The 19585-nt window shown below is 57.3% G+C and carries 19 protein-coding genes; 9 read left to right on the top strand and 10 right to left on the bottom strand.

Annotated features, from left to right (window positions below):
* Position 1 precedes the first annotated feature (1 nt).
* From RBB44_RS12380 to RBB44_RS12390, 3 genes are read right to left on the bottom strand one after another with little or no spacing between them, the layout of a single operon-like run.
* A complete protein-coding gene (locus RBB44_RS12380) occupies positions 2-1078 on the bottom strand; it encodes an ABC transporter substrate-binding protein (protein WP_306147666.1) in 1077 nt (358 codons plus the stop codon).
* Entirely contained in the window at positions 1075-2472 is a 1398-nt protein-coding gene (locus RBB44_RS12385; RefSeq protein ID WP_306147667.1) for a sensor histidine kinase, read from the bottom strand. Before RBB44_RS12385 ends, RBB44_RS12380 begins: the two co-directional genes overlap by 4 nt.
* A complete protein-coding gene (locus RBB44_RS12390) occupies positions 2465-3127 on the bottom strand; it encodes a response regulator transcription factor (RefSeq protein ID WP_306147876.1) in 663 nt (220 codons plus the stop codon). Before RBB44_RS12390 ends, RBB44_RS12385 begins: the two co-directional genes overlap by 8 nt.
* A gap of 193 nt (positions 3128-3320) precedes the next feature.
* Here RBB44_RS12390 and RBB44_RS12395 point away from each other — a divergent pair, with 193 nt between their 5' ends.
* The 9 genes from RBB44_RS12395 to RBB44_RS12435 all read left to right on the top strand — a co-directional run bounded on the left by RBB44_RS12395 (position 3321) and on the right by RBB44_RS12435 (position 12155).
* On the top strand, positions 3321-4307 hold the full coding sequence (locus RBB44_RS12395; RefSeq protein WP_306147668.1) for a tripartite tricarboxylate transporter substrate binding protein: 987 nt from the start codon (positions 3321-3323) through the stop codon (positions 4305-4307).
* A 115-nt stretch (positions 4308-4422) separates the two neighbouring features.
* Positions 4423-4917: a tripartite tricarboxylate transporter TctB family protein gene (locus RBB44_RS12400; RefSeq protein ID WP_306147669.1), complete on the top strand. Its 495-nt coding sequence runs from the start codon at positions 4423-4425 to the stop codon at positions 4915-4917.
* Position 4918: 1 nt separating this feature from the next.
* Positions 4919-6436 carry a tripartite tricarboxylate transporter permease gene (locus RBB44_RS12405; RefSeq protein WP_209174684.1) on the top strand — a complete coding sequence of 506 codons (1518 nt, stop codon included), beginning with the start codon at positions 4919-4921 and terminating at the stop codon, positions 6434-6436.
* Between the two features lie 25 nt (positions 6437-6461).
* Entirely contained in the window at positions 6462-7655 is a 1194-nt protein-coding gene (locus RBB44_RS12410; RefSeq protein ID WP_306147670.1) for a CaiB/BaiF CoA-transferase family protein, read from the top strand.
* Positions 7652-8443 (top strand): citryl-CoA lyase, encoded by a 792-nt coding sequence (locus RBB44_RS12415; protein WP_306147671.1) that lies wholly within the window; start codon positions 7652-7654, stop codon positions 8441-8443. The genes RBB44_RS12410 and RBB44_RS12415 overlap by 4 nt, the downstream gene beginning before the upstream one ends.
* 192 nt (positions 8444-8635) lie before the next feature.
* Positions 8636-9343 (top strand): ABC transporter permease, encoded by a 708-nt coding sequence (locus tag RBB44_RS12420; protein WP_306147672.1) that lies wholly within the window; start codon positions 8636-8638, stop codon positions 9341-9343.
* Positions 9336-10115, top strand: coding sequence for an ATP-binding cassette domain-containing protein (locus tag RBB44_RS12425; RefSeq protein WP_306147673.1), 780 nt, complete (start codon positions 9336-9338; stop codon positions 10113-10115). The genes RBB44_RS12420 and RBB44_RS12425 overlap by 8 nt, the downstream gene beginning before the upstream one ends.
* Before the next feature lie 25 nt (positions 10116-10140).
* Positions 10141-10977: a substrate-binding domain-containing protein gene (locus RBB44_RS12430; RefSeq protein ID WP_306147674.1), complete on the top strand. Its 837-nt coding sequence runs from the start codon at positions 10141-10143 to the stop codon at positions 10975-10977.
* 209 nt (positions 10978-11186) lie between these two features.
* Positions 11187-12155, top strand: coding sequence for an NAD(P)H-binding protein (locus RBB44_RS12435; RefSeq protein ID WP_306147877.1), 969 nt, complete (start codon positions 11187-11189; stop codon positions 12153-12155).
* Between the two features lie 25 nt (positions 12156-12180).
* On the opposite strand, the gene RBB44_RS12440 is transcribed toward RBB44_RS12435, so the two are convergent.
* From RBB44_RS12440 to RBB44_RS12470, 7 genes are all read right to left on the bottom strand, one after another.
* Positions 12181-12309 carry a hypothetical protein gene (locus tag RBB44_RS12440; protein ID WP_008194840.1) on the bottom strand — a complete coding sequence of 43 codons (129 nt, stop codon included), beginning with the start codon at positions 12307-12309 and terminating at the stop codon, positions 12181-12183.
* On the bottom strand, positions 12306-13634 hold the full coding sequence (locus RBB44_RS12445) for a c-type cytochrome (protein WP_306147675.1): 1329 nt from the start codon (positions 13632-13634) through the stop codon (positions 12306-12308). The genes RBB44_RS12440 and RBB44_RS12445 overlap by 4 nt, the downstream gene beginning before the upstream one ends.
* Before the next feature lie 74 nt (positions 13635-13708).
* The gene (locus RBB44_RS12450) at positions 13709-14923 is read right to left on the bottom strand and encodes a formate dehydrogenase subunit gamma (RefSeq protein ID WP_306147676.1); all 1215 of its coding nucleotides are present in this window, start codon (positions 14921-14923) and stop codon (positions 13709-13711) included.
* A gap of 137 nt (positions 14924-15060) precedes the next feature.
* On the bottom strand, positions 15061-15669 hold the full coding sequence (gene fdh3B / locus RBB44_RS12455) for a formate dehydrogenase FDH3 subunit beta (RefSeq protein ID WP_040450988.1): 609 nt from the start codon (positions 15667-15669) through the stop codon (positions 15061-15063).
* Between the two features lie 12 nt (positions 15670-15681).
* The gene (locus tag RBB44_RS12460; protein ID WP_133951686.1) at positions 15682-18576 is read right to left on the bottom strand and encodes a molybdopterin-dependent oxidoreductase; all 2895 of its coding nucleotides are present in this window, start codon (positions 18574-18576) and stop codon (positions 15682-15684) included.
* Between the two features lie 104 nt (positions 18577-18680).
* Positions 18681-18881: a twin-arginine translocation pathway signal protein gene (locus RBB44_RS12465; protein ID WP_306147677.1), complete on the bottom strand. Its 201-nt coding sequence runs from the start codon at positions 18879-18881 to the stop codon at positions 18681-18683.
* Positions 18882-18973: 92 nt separating this feature from the next.
* Positions 18974-19582, bottom strand: a complete 609-nt coding sequence (locus RBB44_RS12470; RefSeq protein ID WP_306147678.1) for a molecular chaperone — start codon at positions 19580-19582, stop codon at positions 18974-18976.
* Positions 19583-19585 lie beyond the last annotated feature (3 nt).

Raw genomic sequence — 19585 nt, forward strand, 5'->3', positions numbered from 1 at the left:
TTCACGGCCCAGGAAATGTCACGCGCCAGCGTTTCAAGAAAGTTTCCCGGGTCAGCTGATCCCGCGCAACCATGAGCGCCGGAGACAAACCGATCGGGCGAAGCGCTGTCGAACTTAAGGTCTCTCCCTCAGCCCCCTCTTCCGTCTCAAGAAGCGGGCTGATCAGCAACGCTTGACGCAAGACCCTGCGCCCCTCGGGCGACAACAAAAAGTCCAGAAAATCAGTGGCTGCAGCACCGTTGTCTGCCCCATTCGGGATCATCAGCGCACGGGACAGCACCAATGTGTAATCGGTTGGCAAAACGATCCCGATCCGGTCATCTTGCTGCTGATATCCTTGGGCGTAAGATCCCAGCACATTGTAGGCGATCAGGTAGCGGCCATCGGCCACGCTCCGGATAATATCGGAGGAGCAGCACGACCGGACGGCTTGGGTGCGCACAAAGGCTTCCTGCAATGCGCCAAAGGTCGATGCCTCTTGTGCGTCGACAAAAGCAAAGAGATACCCGAGGCCGGAGCGCTCGATATCGTAAGTGGCGACACGGCCGGCATAGGGGGTGTTGGCTGGCCGGAGCAAATCCAGGAGATCAAAACGCGACTTTGGCACCTCAGCTGGCGGTACCAAGTCCTGATTATAGATTACGACAGCGGGTTCTCTGGAAATACCCCACAATTCATCGCGCCATCGCAGCGCAGCTGGCAACTGCTCAGTCTCCCGCGACACATGGCTTTGGGCACAGGCTTCGTTGACCAGCTTGACCATTTGGTGAACGCCGGAACTGATAACGACATCGGCGACCGGCGCCCCTTCCCTGCACTCTGCGCGGGATTGGGTGTAGAGATCGTTCGATCCCCACTGCTCATAGATGAGTGTCAGATCAGGCCGCGTTTCCAGAAAAGCTTCGACAACCGGCGCAAAGACCGAAATGTCGGCGGTCGAGCGCACAGTGAGGGTCTGTTCGGCAGCAGCACCCCCATATTGTTCGACCAACTCAGGTTCGGCCGCCATTGCAGGGACGTTGAAGGCTGCCAACATCCAGAGACCAAAAGCAATTGACTTGCACAGAATACCCTTCATGCAGCCTCCGCATTGATTTCCGGAAAACACAGAGCCGCGCGAAAGGTCCTGTCGCCGTGTGTTTCCAAAACCAACTGTCCTTCAAAAGACCGGGCAACAGCATGCGCTATGGCAAGTCCTAAACCGGAACTGTTCTGACGGGACAAACCAGATTGATTGAAGCGTGTTCCCAGGGCGGAAAGGATTTCAGGATCGGGCCCACCGCCATCATCTTCTACCCAGATAGAGGCAACACCGTTTTCGGTCGTAGCACCAATGCGCACCGGTGCCCGTCCATATTTCAAGGCATTGCTCAGAAGATTCTTGACAGCTTCTTGAAGGGACGTCGTATCCGCAAGCACGTGAACCGGTTGGTCTGCCAATTGCGGAACGACTGAAATATCCGGCCGCAGAACTGCATGATCGCCCTCCTCGAAAACGTCCAGCACAACATCCCGCAGATCGATTTTTTCACGGCGGACACTGTCGCCGCGATGGATCACCAACGCCTGGCTCAGCATTTGGTCGAGCAGCCGGCCGAGACTCGCGGACCGGGTCTGAATACGCTCAACAATGCGATCTTTGCGCTCGGGATCCTCCTCATCTGAAAAGAGATCTGCTTGTGCCCTGAGCGCCGCGACGGGTGTTCTCAATTGGTGAGCCGTGTCCGAAATCAGATGCCGCATGGAATCCATCTGCCGATCCAGCCGCCCCATAAAGGCATTCAACGCCTGGATCATCATGGCGGTTTCACGCGGCACGTCTGTATCAAGCGGTGTCAAATCGTGAGGATCACGTTCTGCCAATCCACCGGCAATCCGCTTCAAGGGATTGAAAACAGCACGCACCACCAGAACCGCTAAGAGCATCATCGCCAATCCGGATGCTGCCAACACGTAGAGCGCTTTGCGCGTGATATCCACGGCCATGGCGTTCCGCGCCTTCAGGGTCTGCCCCACAACAACCCGGATGGTCCCGCTCCAAGTGCGTTCGGCAAATCGCCGGGAGACAACAACATATCTGGCCGCTTCGCCAAAAAATGCGCCATCGAAGAAAACGTCGTTGTATCCCGTCAACCCGGCAGGAAGAGCGATTTCATCGTAACCGGTCAGGGTCTGGCCATTTGGCCCAACGATCCGGTACCCGATCCGGTCATCAGGCGCGAGCGCCAGAAGCTCGAATGCAGAATGCGGCAACTCAAGGACCGGATTGCCGTCCACGACAGTGATTGCGGAGGCAATGTCATTGGCCGCGCCCACAAGCAACCGGTCATAAGCCGAGCGGGCAGCTTCGCGTCCATATGCAAAGGCCGCGATCGAGACGATAATCCCACCAAACGTCAAAAGGAACGTTAAGCCCAACGCAACCCGCGCTGTAAGGGAGGTCGCACCAAACCGGCTGAGCAAGCTAGTCATTGACCTCAAGCTTGTATCCAAGCCCTCTCTGCGTCTCGATCACAACAGAACTTCCGGAGAGTTTTTTACGCAGGCGCGCAACATAAAGCTCCAGCGCATTCATGCTGACATCCGTGTCCTGAAAGCTGAAAATGCCCTCAAAAAGCCGTTCCTTGCTCAGAACCTTTCCCCGATTCCGAATGAACAATTCCAGCAGTGAGAATTCCCGCCGTGTCAGGTTGACCGGTGCCTCCTTCAACCGAACAACGCGGGCCGTCGCATTAAAGGTCAGATCCCCGATCGCCAGTTCTTCCGCTTTGTCTCCTTGCTCACGTCTGTAGAGCGCCTGTATGCGCGCTTCCAGCTCGCGATGATCAAAGGGCTTCACCAGATAATCGTCAGCTCCGGAGTTGAGCGTCGACACGCGATCATCCACGGAGAACTCTGCGGTCAGCACCAAAACCGGCGTGCGATCGGATTTTTGCCGCAACTCTTTCAAAAGATCGGTTCCAAGCCCGTCCGGTAAATTCAGATCCAGAACAATGACATCATAACGCTGAACATCCAGAAGAGAGCGTGCTTCCTCCAGTGTTTTGGCAAGGTCACAGGCTATACCGCTCCGGTCCAGCCGGATCATGATGGCTTCAGCCATGTCAAAGGTGTCTTCAACGAGCAATAGCCGCAATTCTTGGTCCTCCTGCCCTCACTCTTGCCTGCCCTAATCACTTCTTGCAAGCGCATAGACAGCCGGTGACAGGTTGGTGACAGGGTTTGCCGCTAGGTTGAATTCAAGCCCAAAGGGAGGCTCCGCAATGCGGACCTGAGGCTGAATAGGCCCATGCAATGGGCCAGTTTATGTGGAGGAAAACATGACACTCATGAAAATGACCCGCCGGGTCGTTCTGGCTGCGGTTGCAGCTTCTATGACGTTCGCCAGCCCAGTGCTCGCGGACGGCCACAAGGTTGTCGATTCAATTCACTTCCTGATCCCGGGTGGTGCTGGCGGTGGCTGGGACGGCACGGCACGCGGCACTGGCGAAGCGCTCACCAAAGCAGGGTTGGTTGGCACTGCATCTTACGAAAACATGTCCGGCGGTGGCGGCGGCAAGGCGATCGGCTACCTGATCGAGAATGCTGCGTCAAACCACGGCACGATTATGGTCAACTCGACCCCGATCGTGATCCGGTCTTTGACTGGCGTATTTCCGCAAAACTTCCGTGACCTGACACTCGTCGCAGGAACAATCGGCGACTATGCAGCCCTGGTGGTTGGCAAGGACAGCCCGATCAATTCCATGACCGACCTCATCGCGGCCTACAAGGCTGATCCGTCCGGCACCGCCATTGGTGGCGGCTCCGTTCCGGGCGGCATGGACCACCTGGTTGCAGCCATGGCAATGGAAGCCGCTGGCGAAGATCCGACCGCTTTCAAATACATCCCGTATGATGCCGGCGGTAAGGCAATGGCCGCACTGCTGTCCGGCGAGATTGCTGCTCTGTCGACCGGTTTCTCCGAAGCTGTGGACCTTGCCAACGCTGGTGAAGTCAAGATCATCGGTGTGACGTCTGATGAGCGCGTGGATGCCTATAAAGACGCCCCAACCATGAAGGAACAGGGCATCGACACCACCTTCGTCAACTGGCGCGGTTTCTTCGCAGCACCGGGCCTGCCGGAAGAGCAGCTGGTTGCTTACCAGACTGCACTGACCAAAATGTACGACACCCCGGAGTGGGAAGAAGTTCGTGCCCGCAACGGCTGGGTCAACATTCACAACAATGGTGATGACTTCCGCGCCTTCCTGGAAAACCAGGAGCAGGTTATCGGCGATCTGATGAAGAAGCTGGGCTTCCTCTAATCTGAACGGCATGACGGCGCAGACCCAGTCTGCGCCGTCTTTGCATATGAAGATGATCTCAACCGCCGCACGAGCGGACATCTAACGAAACAAATAAAGACTTGGGGAGGAGGCCATGGCGCTCGATCGATGGATCGCCATGATCATTTTGTTGATCTGTCTCGCATATGGCTATGCGGCATTCTTTACGATGGATGAGGCGCTCGCGCCTTTCATGCGGCGCAATCCGATCTGGCCGTCGACCTTTCCCAAAATCCTCTCGGTCATGGCGATCATATGCTCTTTGCTGATCTTGCTTGGATTTGAGAAGAGCAGCGGCGAACCGAAGCCGAGCGAAATCAACTATCGGCGATTGACCGATTACAAACTCGGACAGGCAATCGCCTTGCTGGGGTTGATGGTTGCTTATGCTCTGCTCCTACGGCCGGCAGGTTTCCTGCTTTCCACGTTCGGCTTCTTGTTCTTAGGGTCGTTTATCCTCGGCGAGCGCAAGTACATTGTCATGGCGCTCGCATCCGCAATCGCGGCAGGTGTCGTCTGGTATCTGGTCGATCGGGTCCTCGGGATCTTCCTGAGCCCGATGCCCGTCTTCATGGCTAACGGAGGCTGACATGCTCGAAGGAATCCTGATCGGGCTGAGCACAGCCTTTTCTGTCACCAATTTGCTGATGGTTGTCGGCGGCTGTTTGATCGGCACATTCATTGGCATGCTCCCGGGCCTGGGGCCGATGTCGATCATAGCCATCATGATCCCGGTTGCCATTTCAATTGGCGATCCATCTGCCGCCCTCATTCTGCTTGCCGGTGTTTACTACGGGGCGATTTTCGGCGGCTCGACGTCTTCTATCCTCATCAATGCGCCCGGCGTGGCCTCGACCGTTGCGACGAGTTTCGATGGCTATCCCCTTGCAAGGCAGGGCAAGGCCGGCAAGGCATTGACCGTTGCAGCCATCTCGTCGTTTGCAGGCGGCTCCATCGGTGCGGTTCTTCTGATGATTTTCGCTCCGGCTCTCGCAACCGTCGCACTTCTATTCCATTCGGCCGAATATTTCGCGCTGATGGTCGTCGGTCTTTCTGCGATCGCAGCCTTTGCCGGAACTGGCCAGGTTATCAAGGCACTTTTGATGACCATCCTTGGGGTCATCATGGCGACGGTCGGTGAAGGTGCGCTCTTCAACATGCCCCGCTTCACCATGGGTTTGATGGACCTGCAATCCGGCTTCGGCTTCATCACGCTCGCGATGGCGATGTTTGCGCTGCCCGAAGCCCTCTACCTCGTTCTCGATCCGAACCGTTCCAAAACCGAGAGCGGCAACAACGAGATCAAGGATCTCAGGATCACCAAAGAAGAAGCCAAGGCCATCACTCCGGTTATTGGACGCCAGTCCATCCAGGGGTTCCTGATCGGCGTCCTGCCAGGTGCTGGTGCAACGATTGCGTCTTTCCTCGGCTACGCGGTGGAGCGCAACATCGCAACGAAGGAAGAACAAGAGCAGTTCGGCAAAGGCTCCGTCAAAGGTCTGGCAGCGCCGGAAAGTGCCAACAACGCCGCCTGCACAGGTTCCTTCGTACCGCTCCTCACACTTGGTATTCCCGGATCCGGCACAACGGCCATTTTGCTTGGTGCACTGATCGCCCTCAACGTATCTCCAGGGCCACGTTTGATGGTCGACCAGCCGGAAATCTTTTGGGCGGTGATTATCTCCATGTATCTCGGCAACGTGATCCTGCTGATCCTGAACCTGCCGTTGATTCCGTATATTGCGAAGATCCTCGCGGTCCCGCGCAACTTCCTGATCCCCTTCATTTTGTTCTTCACCTTGATGGGCGCTTACATCGGGCAGAACAATTCGACCGAACTTCTGATCCTAGTGGGCTTCGGGATTTGCGCGACCGTCCTCCGCTTCGCCGACTACCCGCTGGCGCCGCTGCTGATCGGTTTCATCTTGGGCCGGATGCTGGAGGACAATTTCTCCCGTTCCATGCAGCTTTATGACGGCATCGGCTTCATCCTTGAGCGGCCAATGACGATGGGTCTCTTGGTCCTGGCCGTCATCCTAGTTGTCCTGCCGAGCTATCGTGCCCGCCGGGCGCGTGCGCGGGCAGAAGGCGTGGCCGACGGCGATTGAGACGAAACGAAACGAGGACCCGGATATGACAAAACCCCTTGATGGAATCCGGGTTCTCGACCTGACGAATGTGCTTGCTGGGCCTTTTGCCTGCCACCAGCTGGCCCATCTCGGCGCAGAAGTCATAAAGGTTGAAGCCGTTGGGCGGGGCGATCTTGCGCGCAATCTCGGCGCAGATCCGGACCTCTCGGCAAAGGGCATGGGCATCAGCTTCCTTGCCCAGAATGCCGGCAAGAAATCCCTCACCCTCAATCTCAAGGACCCGCGCGGTAAAGACGTTTTGAAGCGCCTTGTTGCCGGAGCGGATGTGCTCGTGGAGAACTTTCGCCCGGGGGTCATGGATCGTCTGGGGCTCGGTTATGAAGTTCTGAAAGCGGAGGCTCCGCATCTTATCTACTGTGCAATCTCCGGGTTCGGGCAAGATGGGCCCTGGGCTCACCGCCCCGCCTATGATCAGATTGTCCAAGGGGCTTCGGGCGTCATGTCGATCACCGGCGATGCTGACAGTGCTCCTTTGCGCGTAGGGTATCCGCTGGCAGATACTGTGGGTGGTCTGACAGCAGCCATGGCGATTTGCGGTGCGCTCAATGCCGAAAAGCGCGGTGCTTTCATTGATGTATCCATGCTGGAGTCGGTTCTGGCCACCATGGGCTGGGTCGTCTCAAATCATCTGATCGGCGGCGTTGCCCCAACGCCCAATGGCAATGAAAATCCAACGTCTGCGCCATCCGGTGCGTTTCAATGCTCGGACGGCTTGATTAACATTGCAGCCAACAAGGACGAGCAGTGGGACCTTCTGGCCAAACACCTTGGCCGGGAAGACCTTGTTGGACACGCTGATTTTGCCTCCCGGGAAGACCGGAAATGCAACAGGCTACGGCTTAAGGCAGAATTGGAAACCGTTCTCACCACAAGGCCTGCGCGGGAATGGGCACGCGAGCTCAACAAGCTGGGCGTGCCTGCTGGCGCGGTCCTGAGCGTGCCTGAAGTTCTTGACCATCCCCAGATCAGGGACCGCGATTTTCTGGCACGCTTCGATGAAACGCCGGGGATTGGAAAACCCATCGATCTCTTACGGATTGGCGCCATGATTGACGGCACACGCCCATCTGTGGACACCCCGCCTCCGGCCCTCGGTGCGGACACCGACCGTATTTTGACGGCACTTGGATACGCTGCAGAAGACATTGAGACCTTGCGCAAGGAGAACGTGGTGTGAGCGAGAACACAGATGTCGCCGATTGGTGGCGCACCTCGATCATTGACATGGAACCCGGTCGCATCGCTCTTCGCGGACACCCGGTCGAAGACCTGATCGGTAACCAGGGTTTTGCCCAGATGATCTGGCTGATGGTCACCGGCAAGGAAATATCCGGGCAACGAGCCAGCCTTTTTGAAGCGGCGCTCGTTGCCGCCGTTGATCATGGACCTCAAGCCCCGTCTATCGCGGCAGCACGGATGGCGACGACCTGTGGCATCGGTCTGCAATCGGCCATGGCGACGGGTCTCAATATGCTCGGTGACGTTCACGGCGGCGCGGGCGAACAGGCAGTGGAGCTTTACCGGGCGATAGAGACCGCCGGACTTGATGAACTCGGCACAACGCTTGATACCTGGCGGCAAGCTAACGGGCGTTTCATTCCAGGCTTTGGACATCGCTTCCACAAACCTGTCGACCCAAGGGCACCGCGCCTGCTCGGGCTGGTCGATGAAGCCGCAGCCACTGGTGAGGTCTCCGGGGCATACGCTCAGATCGGTCGAGCCATCGAGACGCATCTGGCTAGTGAACGCGGCAAGCCGGTGCCAATGAACATTGATGGCGCGACCGCAGTGATTTATGCCGAACTTGGCTGTCCAGCTCCCCTTGCCCGTGGCTTCTTCGGATTGTCCCGATCTGTCGGCATCCTGGCGCACGCGTGGGAACAGTCCGAACAAGGCGGACGCAACAAAGGTCCGACCCCACCGCATTACCGCTGGACCTACGAAGAAGGCTCCGGCTCCGATTGAAAGGTATCCCTTTGGCCGGACCGCTTTACCTAATCCGGCCAACCTTAGAGCCCTGCTTTGTCCGAAGCAGGGCTCTTTTTTGACAAAAGCGGCATTGAATGGCTGTCGCGCTCCGGCCGGCAACAATTTCGAGCTATGCGCTTTTATGTTTTTTGTGTTATTTTCTCCGAAAAGGTGGGAGGAAAAGCGCATATGGACAGTTTCTGGAACGTGCTGGCAAGTGCCGTTGGCCTTGTTTTCGCGTTTGATCCAGACCTCATGGAGATTGTTGGCCTGTCAATGCAGGTCACCTTGAGTGCTGTCGCAATCGCATGCCTGATCGGCTTTCCACTCGGTGCAATCGCAGGCGCCTTCCGGTTCCCCGGCCGAACCTTATTGTCGATTGTCCTCAATGCCTTGATGGGACTACCACCTGTCGTCGTCGGGCTTTTGGTATACCTCATGTTGTCGGCCTCTGGGCCGCTCGGACCACTGGGACTCCTCTACACCCCAACTGCCATGATCATCGCCCAGACGGTTCTGGTGACCCCAATCGTTGCGGCATTGACGAAGCAGGTGGTGGAGGACCTCTACCAGGAATATGGCGAGCAATTTACTTCGCTCGGCGTCGGACCATTCGACCGCGTCATGGCACTCCTTTGGGATGCTCGTTACAGCCTGCTCACCGTTGCGTTAGCCGGGTTTGGCCGCGCAGTCGCTGAAGTTGGCGCAGTGATCATTGTCGGCGGCAACATCAACCATGTCACTCGGGTCATGACCACAACGATTGCTCTGGAAACTTCCAAGGGCAATCTTGAGCTTGCTTTGGCGCTCGGGGTGATCCTTCTGGCGATTGCGTTTGCGGTCAATGCTCTTGTCATGACCCTGCGCGCATCCGCTGTGAGGGCTGCTTATGCGTAATCTTGTGCAAGACACCCCGTCCACTCCATCCATTTCTGCATTGCCCGATACCCGAGAGATCCTGCTTGAGACCCGCGGGCTCGGATTTGAAACCAATGGGCACCGCTTGCTCACTGATGTTGACCTCCAGATACGTCGCGGTTCGCGCACAGTAATCATGGGGCCGAACGGCGCCGGCAAAAGCCTGCTTCTGCGACTGATGCACGGCCTGATTTCGCCGACACACGGTGACGTCTTGTGGCGGGGCCACGCGCTGGACAAAGCCGCCCGGCAAGACCAGGCCATGGTCTTCCAGCGGCCTGTGCTACTCCGGCGGTCTGCAAAGGCAAACCTGAATTTCGCGCTTGGGGTTCGCGGAGAAAAGGGTGAAAAACGCAATGGCTTGATCCAGAAAGCCTTGGCGGCGGCCGGGCTAAGCCATCTTGCGAACCGTCCTGCCCGCGTCCTGTCAGGCGGCGAACAGCAGCGCCTTGCCACCGTCCGCGCGCTCGCTTGCCAACCGGATATTCTGTTTCTGGATGAGCCGACGGCAAGCCTCGATCCGGCCTCCACTGCCGCTATTGAGCAGCTCATCCTGGAAGCGAATGCAAACGGTATCACCATCGTACTTGTGACCCACGATGCAGGACAGGCGAGCCGCCTGGGGCAGGAATTGATTTTCCTGCAAGATGGAGAAATCGCTGAAACCGGCCCTGCGCAACGGGTGTTAAAGATCCCACAAAGCGCGCCTGCACGTGCTCTTCGGGACGGACAGCTTTTCGTAAAGAGTTAAAACAAAAGCACTTTTGGAGGAAAACATGATCAGACGAGCTTTTTTGAAAATCATTGCTGCCGCGTTTCTCACAACCGGCCTCCTTCAATCCGCTCAGGCGGAAAACCCGTTTATCATCGTTCAATCAACCACCTCGACCCAGAACTCCGGCCTGTTCGACGACTTGCTACCGAAGTTCACCGCCAAGACAGGCATTGACGTCCGCGTGGTTGCTGTCGGGACCGGACAAGCCATCCGCAACGCGGCAAATGGCGACGGCGATGTTCTGTTTGTGCATTCCAAACCATCGGAAGAAAAATTCGTGGCTGACGGATTGGGCGTCTCCCGCGCCGATGTTATGTACAACGACTTTGTCATTGTTGGTCCGGCAGATGATCCGGCTGGCATCGCCGGCACCAACAATGTGGCTGAAGCGCTCACCAAGATCGCCTCAAGCAAATCCATCTTTGCGTCCCGCGGGGATGACAGCGGCACCCACAAAGCAGAGCTCCGGCTTTGGAAGAGCGCAGAGATCGATCCGTTAGAAGCCTCCGGAACCTGGTATCGCGAAACCGGCTCCGGTATGGGGGCAACCCTTAATACAGGAACCGGTATGGGCGCTTACGTGATGACCGACCGAGCAACCTGGATCGCCTTTGGCAACAAAGGCACGCATCAAATCGTTGTTGAGGGAGATGCCAAGATGTTCAACCAGTATGGTGTCATTCTGGTGAACCCCGAAGCACATCCGCACGTCAAGGCTGACATGGCACAAAGGTTTATTGACTGGCTTCTCTCGCCAGAAGGCCAGGCGGCAATCGCAGACTATCAGGTGGACGGGCAGCAGCTATTCTTCCCGAATGCCGGATCCGGTTCAAGCTAAGCCGTAAAGATACGCAAAATTGCACCGCAGTGCTGAAGAGATCCGAAACCATAGTCCCTACGCAGAATTGACATTATCACCCGCTTCCGGGCAGCTTGACTGCAGAAACATGCGAAAGGAGACAGACCGTGGAGGCCCGGGGTCCAGAGACGAAAGGCTCTACGAACCCAATTGAGCCGAACGGGGGCGTGAGAGCGAAACGAATACTGTTGTTTGGCGCAACCGGAACCATCGGACGCGCCACGCTGACCGAGTTGCTGAGCCAAGGTCATTACGTCGTTTGTTTCGTCCGGCCACAGACAGCTGCAAAGATACAACGTGTCGCGCCAGAGACGGTTGTTCGAACTGGTTATGTCACCAATCCAAAGTCGATCCGCCAGGATGCTTTCCGGGGCGATCAGTTCGACGCTGTGATTTCCTGCCTGTCCTCTCGAACAGGTATTCCCGACGACGCCTGGAAAATCGATCATCAGGCGAACAGTGAAATCCTTCAAATCGCGAGAGAAACCGGGAAGCCGCATTTCATTTTGTTATCGGCAATATGCGTACAAAAACCGAGACTTGCATTTCAGCACGCCAAACTCGCATTCGAAGCGGAGCTCCAAGCGTCAGGCCTGCCCTATTCGATCCTTCGGCCTACCGCTTTCTTCAAGTCACTCTCCGGGCAAGTGGAACGTGTGAAAGCCGGCAAACCATTCCTCATCTTTGGGGATGGAACGCTGACGTCCTGCAAGCCGATCAGCGATCATGATGTCGCGGCCTTCATTGCCGACTGCTTGGAGAACCCGGCGATGAAAAACAAGGTCCTGCCGATTGGCGGCCCGGGTGAGGCGATCACGCCCCGGGCACAGGGCACGTACTTGTTTCAAAGCTTTGGGCTGGAGCCGCGGTTCCGCAAGGTACCTGTTGCACTGATGGACTGGATTATCAGAGCACTTGAGTTTGCCGGCCGGTTTGGGCCGAAATACCGGGACAAGGCGGAGCTGGCCCGCATCGGCCGTTATTATGCAACTGAATCCATGCTGGTAATCAATCCGAAGACCGGACAGTATGACGCCGACGCCACGCCTTCGTTCGGAAAAGACACGCTGTTCGGGTTTTATAAAAAGCTTGCGAACGGAGACGAAACCCCGTCCCTGGGCGAGCACGCGGTTTTCGACCGGAAGTCACGCGTCTGAAACCGGCCTTTAGGTGCCCCTCGCCTCAGTCTCCAAGTCGGACTGACGAGCTGCTGCCCTGCTCAGCGCTTGAGAACCCTGCCCGATCCAATACCTGGCTTGCTCCGATGGTCAGCACAATAAGGGCCGCAAAGGCCGTCAGCATGGCTTTCATTGTTGTCCTCCCTCCGCTTCTTCTGGCGCGGTTGCCACCTTTAAGTAGTCAACTAGATCTTTCCGGTCTTCCGGCAAGGCAATGACCTGCATCGGCATTTTGGAGCCAGGAATATAATGGTCCGGACCGTCCAGAAACAATTGGTCTATCGTCTCTTCTGACCAGATGATATCAGATCCGTCCAGGGTTGCAGAATAGCTGTAATCCGGCAGGGCGCCGGCCTTTCGCCCGAACAACTTGTAGAGCGTCGGCCCTGCCCGCCGCACACCATCATCGGTCACCGAATGGCAAATGGAGCACTTGCGCGCGAACTGCCGCTCACCGTTGGACATTTCTTCTGGTTTGCGCAAGAACTCGGGTGTTTCCGTTGCCATTGGATCAAAACTGGAAAGGTCGGCAACCGGCCAAGAATACACAATACTCTCAATGCCGGCAGCATGCAGAACCGACCCGTCATTTGAGAAAGCCAAGGCCCAGATGGGACCTTTGAGCGCGGCGCGAAAATCGGTCTCTATCCCCCAAGCCCCCGTCTCGAACACTGTGATGTAACCTTGACCATCCCCTGTTGCGAGCCGTGTACCATCGGGGCTGACATCGAGCCCTAAGATTGGCCGACGTTCGAGTGAAAACTCGTACAGCCGGTCGCCTGTTTCAAGATCGAGGATCCGGGTCACGCCGTCTTGTGCGCCGTAAGCAAGCCACGTCTCGGGTCCGTCTGCCGCCCCCCCCAGCCTCAAGACGTTGATACCGAACCCGTTGCGATCGACAACCCGCTTTTCAGTGCGTTCTTCAACATCCCAGAGAATTATCGAACCATCCATAGAGGCCGAATAGAGAGATTTGCCGTCTTTAGTAAAAGCAACCGCATTAACGCCCGCATTGTGCCCACTCAGGAAAATCGGCTCACCTCCGTCAACCGGCCAGAGCCCGACCCGAGCGTCCCAGCTGGCGCTGGCAATGAGGCTCTTGTCCGGCGAAACGGCAAGCCCCTGAACTTTGGCGGTATGGCCTTCCAGTCTTTGTTGTGTTCCTGCAACACGGTCCCAGAGGATCAGATCATTGTCGTCGCCCGCTGACACAAGCCGATCGGTATCTATGAACTGGACAACCTTCACAGCTGCTTCATGCCCGTCGAGCCAAGTCGGGTCTCGCCCTGACCAAAGCCCGACAGAATTGTCGAAACTGGCGGTTGCGACAGCACCGGTCTCGGGTTCCACCGCAATATCCATAACCGGGCCACCGTGCCCTTTAAGGGTCTGAAACTCGGTCGCCAAAGATGGGGAAACAGGCCAAAGCGAACAGCACACGTAAATCGCAACTGCCACGACGGTTTTTTTCCCAACCGCCGCGAATGACCTTTGGATGAGTGACGCGCACATCGAACTGATCGCCTGAACGACTATTCAGCAGGAACAGCGTTTTTGGCTTCCCGGTCTTTTTCGGCGGCTTCGACTTCCGCAACCCAAAGTCCGTGGTGCTCCTTCGCCCACTGCAGCTCGACCTCTCCGGACCCCATGGCGTCGTAGGCACCTTCCATGCCAACCGATCCAATGTAGATGTGAGCCAGAATGATCGCCATCATCAGGAATGCGACAATGGAGTGCCAAAGCTGGGCGTACTGCATTTCCTCATGCGGCGCGAGCTGGGTCGGCAAGTCTCCAAATCCAATGAGTTGTGGCAAGCCCGTAGAGTTCAGCACGTTGAATGTCGCCGCAAACATTGGATATTCAAACGGGAAAAGCAGTGAAATACCGGACGCGGAAATAGACGCACCCAGAACAATGACGCTCCAGAAAATCATCTTCTGACCGAAATTGAATTTCTTGGCCGGTGGGTGCACACCTTTTTTGAGGAGCCCGCCCCCAACTGCAATCCATTTCAGATCAGTCTTGTTGGGGATATTGTGGACCACCCACATCACAAACACCATCACCAAGGCGATCATGAATGCCCAGGACACGTTGTTGTGGATCCATTTCGAGGCCTGCGCGATCGGGGCAAATGCGTCGTGGCCGATCAGCGGGATAATGGCCATCCGGCCGAACAAGGTGATCAGACCGGTGATGCCAAGCAGGATGAACGAGCCGGCGAGTAGCCAGTGGCCAAACCGCTCGACCGCCTTGAACCGGGTGATTGTCCGGCCGGTTTTCTCACCATCGATACGGATCCGGCCGCGAAGCAAATAGAACAGTGCCAGAAACCCGAGAGTTCCGAGCAGAAGATAGCCGCCGTAGGTGGCGAGCGGCCCCTGGCGGAACAACAGCCACCGCATGCCGCCGTCTTGCATGAGAACGGATGCCACTTGCCCGCCAGATGAAACGGTTACATCGGCAGACCCATAACGCAGTGCCCGCCAAAGCTCCGGGTCGGATGCCCCGCCGAGCGTCCCGAGTTGAGAACTCATGCTTGCAGCTGAATCCGGATCGCCGGTCGCGTTCCTGCGGAAGTCATAATCGACCTTCTCGCCGCGCTGGCGTTTCAGGATGTCTTCCAGAGTTTGTGCGCCGCCTGTCGCGGAGCGATCGACGTCAGCGCTTGGTGCCGCTGTGTCCTGCGCAAAGGCTTGCATCATGAAAGCAAACAGTACGGCAAATGCCAGCACGAAGCGGTTCATCTCTGGTTCCTCACCCAATTGTTCCCGTAGAGACAGGTGGGGCGGCAAACAGCCGCCCCACTCTTTTTTCTTTTGTCAGAAGGGCGTTTGATCGGCCGGCCCAGAGTGCATCTGAGCCGGCATTGACCAACGTATCCTTAGCCGCCGTTTTGGCCGTATGCAGAGCCCCAGCCCCAGGCGCCGGAGCCGAAGCCGCGGGCGACCACACGCTCACGGTAGATGTTGGCGACAACGTCGCCATCACCTGCGAGCAGAGCTTTGGTCGAACACATTTCCGCGCAGATCGGCAGCTTGCCTTCCGCAATACGGTTGCGGCCGTATTTCGCGAATTCCGCTGTGGAATGGTTCTCTTCAGGGCCACCAGCACAGAAGGTACACTTGTCCATCTTGCCGCGCGATCCGAAGTTGCCCGCTTGCGGGAACTGCGGTGCGCCGAACGGACAGGCATAGAAGCAATAGCCGCAGCCAATGCAGAGGTCTTTCGAGTGAAGGACCACACCTTCTTCGTTCTGGTAGAAGCAGTCGACCGGGCACACCGCCATACATGGTGCGTCCGAACAGTGCATGCAGGCAACGGAGATCGACCGTTCCCCCGGCTTACCATCATTGATGGTCACAACCCGGCGGCGGTTGATGCCCCACGGCACCTCATGCTCGTTTTTACAGGCGGTCACACAGGCATTGCATTCAATGCAACGCTCAGCGTCACAGAGGAACTTAGCCCTCGCTTGTCCACCAAGTGCCATTGCGTTTCCTCCTTACGCTGCCGAGATCTTGCAGAGAGTGGCTTTGGTCTCCTGCATCTGGGTAACGGAGTCGTAGCCGTAGGTTTGAGCCGTATTCGTGCTCTCGCCGAGAACATACGGGTCGGCCCCTTTTGGATATTTCGACCGCTGGTCTTCGCCTTGATAATGACCACCGAAGTGGAACGGCATGAAGGCAACGCCTTCGCCGACCCGCTCGGTCACCATTGCCATGACCTTGACCTTGCCGCCTTCCGGACCTTCGACCCAGACCTGCGCGCCGTCCCGAATACCAATGTTGTTGGCATCACGTGGATTGATTTCGACGAACATGTCCTGCTGAAGTTCGGCAAGCCACGGGTTCGACCGTGTCTCATCACCACCGCCTTCATACTCGACCAGACGACCGGAGGTCAGGATGATCGGGTAGTCGCGGGAGAAGTCCTGCTTCTGGATCGACGCGTAAAGCGTCGGCAGACGATAGAACTTGCGGTCTTCGTAGGTCGGGTAATCCGCCACGAGATCCCTGCGATTGGTGTAGAGTGGCTCGCGGTGAAGCGGAACCGGGTCCGGGAAGGTCCATACAACAGCACGAGCCTTCGCGTTGCCGAACGGTGAGCAGCCATGCTTGATGGCCACCCGCTGGATGCCGCCGGAAAGGTCGGTCTTCCAGTTGGTTTTCGGTCCGGCGACGGCATCAATCGCTGCACGCTCTTCATCGGTCAGGTCACCGTCCCATCCAAGATCCATCAGCATCTGCATGGTGAATTCCGGATAGCCGTCCTGAATTTCCGCACCCGGATTGGAGACACCTTCGGCCAGAAGGTTCTGACCATCACGCTCGACACCGAAACGTGCCCGGAAGCTGAGACCGCCTTCGGCGACCGGCTTGGACATGTCGTAAAGGTTCGGCGTGCCCGGGTGTTTCATTTCTGCAGTACCCCAGCACGGCCACGGCATACCGTAGTAGTCGCCATCCGCGGGACCGCCATTTGCCTGCAGCGTCGTCCTGTCGAACGTGTGCTGGTTGGCCATGTGCAGCTTGATCCGCTCTGGAGACTGACCAGTGTAGCCGACCGTCCACATACCACGGTTAAACTCGCGGGTTGTATCCTCGATGTTCGGCGTGATGCCGTCATCCTCAAGGGCAATGTTGCGGAAGATTCGGTCATGGAAACCGAACTTCTTGGCAAACAGGCCAATGATTTCGTGGTCGGTCTTGGATTCGAACAACGGCTCAATCACCTGGTCGCGCCACTGGATGGAGCGGTTTGAGGCGGTGACAGATCCATAGGTTTCGAACTGGGTCGTTGCCGGGAGTAGATAGACACCATCCGTCCGGTCATGAAGTACGGCAGAGACGGTCGGGAACGGGTCAATGACGACCAGCGTATCCAGTTTCTCCATCGCGGTTTTCATTTCCGTCATGCGGGTCTGGGAGTTTGGAGCGTGGCCCCAAAGCACCATGGCCCGAACTTCGGCCGGCTGATCGGTGTTCGCCGGATCTTCCAGAACCCCGTCGATCCAGCGGCTGACCGGAATACCGGTAAGGTTCATGAGGTTCTTTTCTTTGCCGTCAGCGCCGGTCGTCTTTGCGAACTGCCCCTTCAGCCAATCAAGATCCTCGCCCCAGACACGGGACCAGTGCCCCCAAGCACCTGCACTCAGGCCGTAGTAGCCCGGCAGGGTGTGGGACAGAACGCCAAGGTCGGTTGCACCCTGGACGTTGTCGTGGCCTCGGAAAATGTTGGTTCCGCCACCGGTTGTGCCCATGTTGCCAAGAGCCAACTGCAGCACGCAGTAAGCGCGCGTGTTGTTGTTACCGTTGGTGTGCTGTGTTCCACCCATGCACCAGATCACGGTGCCTGGACGGTTGTTTGCAAGCGTCCGCGCCACGCGTTTCAACTGGCTGCCCGGAGTGCCGGTGACACGCTCGACTTCGTCCGGCGTCCACCTAGCGACCTCTTCCTTGATCTGGTCCATGCCCCAGACACGGGTCCGGATGAACTCTTTGTCCTCCCAGCCATTGTCGAAGATATGCCAGAGGATGCCCCAGATGAGCGCCACGTCCGAACCTGGACGGAAACGGACATACTCGTCTGCATGAGCAGCGGTACGGGTGAAACGCGGATCACAAACGATCAGCGGTGCGTTGTTCTGCTCCTTGGCGCGCAAGACGTGCAGCAAAGACACAGGGTGCGCCTCAGCCGGGTTACCGCCAATGATGAAGATCGCACGGGAATTGTGGATGTCGTTGTAGCTGTTTGTCATGGCGCCGTAGCCCCATGTGTTTGCTACGCCGGCGACCGTTGTCGAGTGACAAATACGAGCCTGGTGGTCAACGTTGTTGGTTCCCCAGTAGGCCGCGAATTTCCGGAACAGATAAGCCTGCTCATTGTTGTGCTTGGCCGAACCGAGCCAATAAACACTGTCCGGACCGCTTTCCTCGCGGATTTGCATCATCTGGTCGCCGATCTCGTTGATCGCCTGCTCCCAGCTGATCTTCTTCCACTCGCCGCCTTCCTTTTTCATCGGATATTTCAGGCGGCGTTCGCCGTGCGCATGCTCACGAACAGCAGCACCCTTGGCGCAGTGCGCACCGAGGTTGAATGGGCTGTCCCAACCCGGTTCCTGGCCGACCCAGACCCCGTTGGAAACTTCAGCCACAACTGTACAACCGACGGAGCAGTGTGTGCAGACCGTTTTCACGTTCTTCACGGCACCGGCGCCAGCTTGTGCTTTGGCTTGTGTTACAGAACCGCCCATGGCGGAAATGGCGGCCAATCCGCCAGCTGCGACACCGGAACCCTTAAGGAATGTCCGGCGGTCTACAGATTTATGTGCAGTGTCTCTAAGGATACTTGCACCTTGGGGGCGTCGCGCAACCCCATTGGTCTTTTTCCTAAGCATTTTGCCCTACCTTGCTGATACCCTATTTGGGTACGGCTGGGTGTGTCAGTGAACCGGCCATCGGGCGTCACGCAACCATCGGCCGGTGTGTTCACAGGGTCCAGTTAGAACCGGGCGCTGTCGTAATAGGCGCGGGTGTGCACGGTATCTTGCATCTTCTCAGAAGCAAGATCCGGCTCAGCGGCTTGCGCAGCTGTTCCCGTCGCGACCACAGCAGCTGCGGCCGGGGCCGAAATGGCCGCCAGTTTCAGAAAGTCACGGCGTCCGGCCTCAAGGCCTGCGCCCGACTCTTCGGGTCGTTTCATCGTTGCAATCCTCCTCTCATTCCAGGCGGCGGCGCCGCCTTAATTGCCAACGTGAATTTTAGATTTCCCGGCATCGCGTCATGCCGAAAGATCTAATTGGGCAGCATCTCGAATGCTTCTGCTTCGATCTCCATAAACTGCCGCCCGAGCGACCCGACGGCCGAGTAAAGGACCGACGTCCTTGAGGCCTCCAAGTCACTGAAGAAATGCACGGCCCAAGGGCCTACATGTGCGTTGAAAAAGGACTTCTGGTCTGCGACCGAAGTGACCTTACCGAAGCGTCCAACGATCAGCCCGCCCATGATTTCCATTAGCGATGCGATGTTGTCCTCTGGCTCTTTTTTGCCCTCTGCGCGCTGTATACCGCGCTCAGCCATCTCTTGCCGCAGGTTTGCAAGAGGCTTTTCATTCAAAAATCCTGTCAGGTAATGGCTCGCGTAGGGCAAGAGCTCGCCGCGTCCAAGGCCGATGAACAACGCGTTGAATTCGCGCTCGGCATCCTGTTCCGATGTCACCGAAGCAAGTTTTGCAAGGGTTTTGAGGATCGTGCCCAGCGGGGTGTCGTCGCCCGAAAGCGCAGCAATTTGCTTAAGGAGGTCGTTGTCCGCCGGCTTTGCCAGCAATACCCCCAAAAAATTATATAAGTCTGCTCTCGCCTGGTCTTCCGGGTCGATCACATATTCCGTAACAACAGCGGCCATGCG

This window comes from Roseibium sp. MMSF_3247 (assembly GCF_030733765.1).
Classification (GTDB): Bacteria; Pseudomonadota; Alphaproteobacteria; order Rhizobiales; family Stappiaceae; genus Roseibium.

Coding starts and splice junctions, on each gene's coding strand:
- RBB44_RS12380 (WP_306147666.1), bottom strand. CDS start 1,078: ATGAAGGGTATTCTGTGCAAGTCAATTGCTTTTGGTCTCTGGATGTTG.
- RBB44_RS12385 (WP_306147667.1), bottom strand. CDS start 2,472: ATGACTAGCTTGCTCAGCCGGTTTGGTGCGACCTCCCTTACAGCGCGG.
- RBB44_RS12395 (WP_306147668.1), top strand. CDS start 3,321: ATGACACTCATGAAAATGACCCGCCGGGTCGTTCTGGCTGCGGTTGCA.
- RBB44_RS12400 (WP_306147669.1), top strand. CDS start 4,423: ATGGCGCTCGATCGATGGATCGCCATGATCATTTTGTTGATCTGTCTC.
- RBB44_RS12405 (WP_209174684.1), top strand. CDS start 4,919: ATGCTCGAAGGAATCCTGATCGGGCTGAGCACAGCCTTTTCTGTCACC.
- RBB44_RS12410 (WP_306147670.1), top strand. CDS start 6,462: ATGACAAAACCCCTTGATGGAATCCGGGTTCTCGACCTGACGAATGTG.
- RBB44_RS12420 (WP_306147672.1), top strand. CDS start 8,636: ATGGACAGTTTCTGGAACGTGCTGGCAAGTGCCGTTGGCCTTGTTTTC.
- RBB44_RS12425 (WP_306147673.1), top strand. CDS start 9,336: ATGCGTAATCTTGTGCAAGACACCCCGTCCACTCCATCCATTTCTGCA.
- RBB44_RS12430 (WP_306147674.1), top strand. CDS start 10,141: ATGATCAGACGAGCTTTTTTGAAAATCATTGCTGCCGCGTTTCTCACA.
- RBB44_RS12440 (WP_008194840.1), bottom strand. CDS start 12,309: ATGAAAGCCATGCTGACGGCCTTTGCGGCCCTTATTGTGCTGACCATC.
- RBB44_RS12450 (WP_306147676.1), bottom strand. CDS start 14,923: ATGAACCGCTTCGTGCTGGCATTTGCCGTACTGTTTGCTTTCATGATG.
- fdh3B (WP_040450988.1), bottom strand. CDS start 15,669: ATGGCACTTGGTGGACAAGCGAGGGCTAAGTTCCTCTGTGACGCTGAG.
- RBB44_RS12460 (WP_133951686.1), bottom strand. CDS start 18,576: ATGCTTAGGAAAAAGACCAATGGGGTTGCGCGACGCCCCCAAGGTGCA.
- RBB44_RS12465 (WP_306147677.1), bottom strand. CDS start 18,881: ATGAAACGACCCGAAGAGTCGGGCGCAGGCCTTGAGGCCGGACGCCGT.
- RBB44_RS12470 (WP_306147678.1), bottom strand. CDS start 19,582: ATGGCCGCTGTTGTTACGGAATATGTGATCGACCCGGAAGACCAGGCG.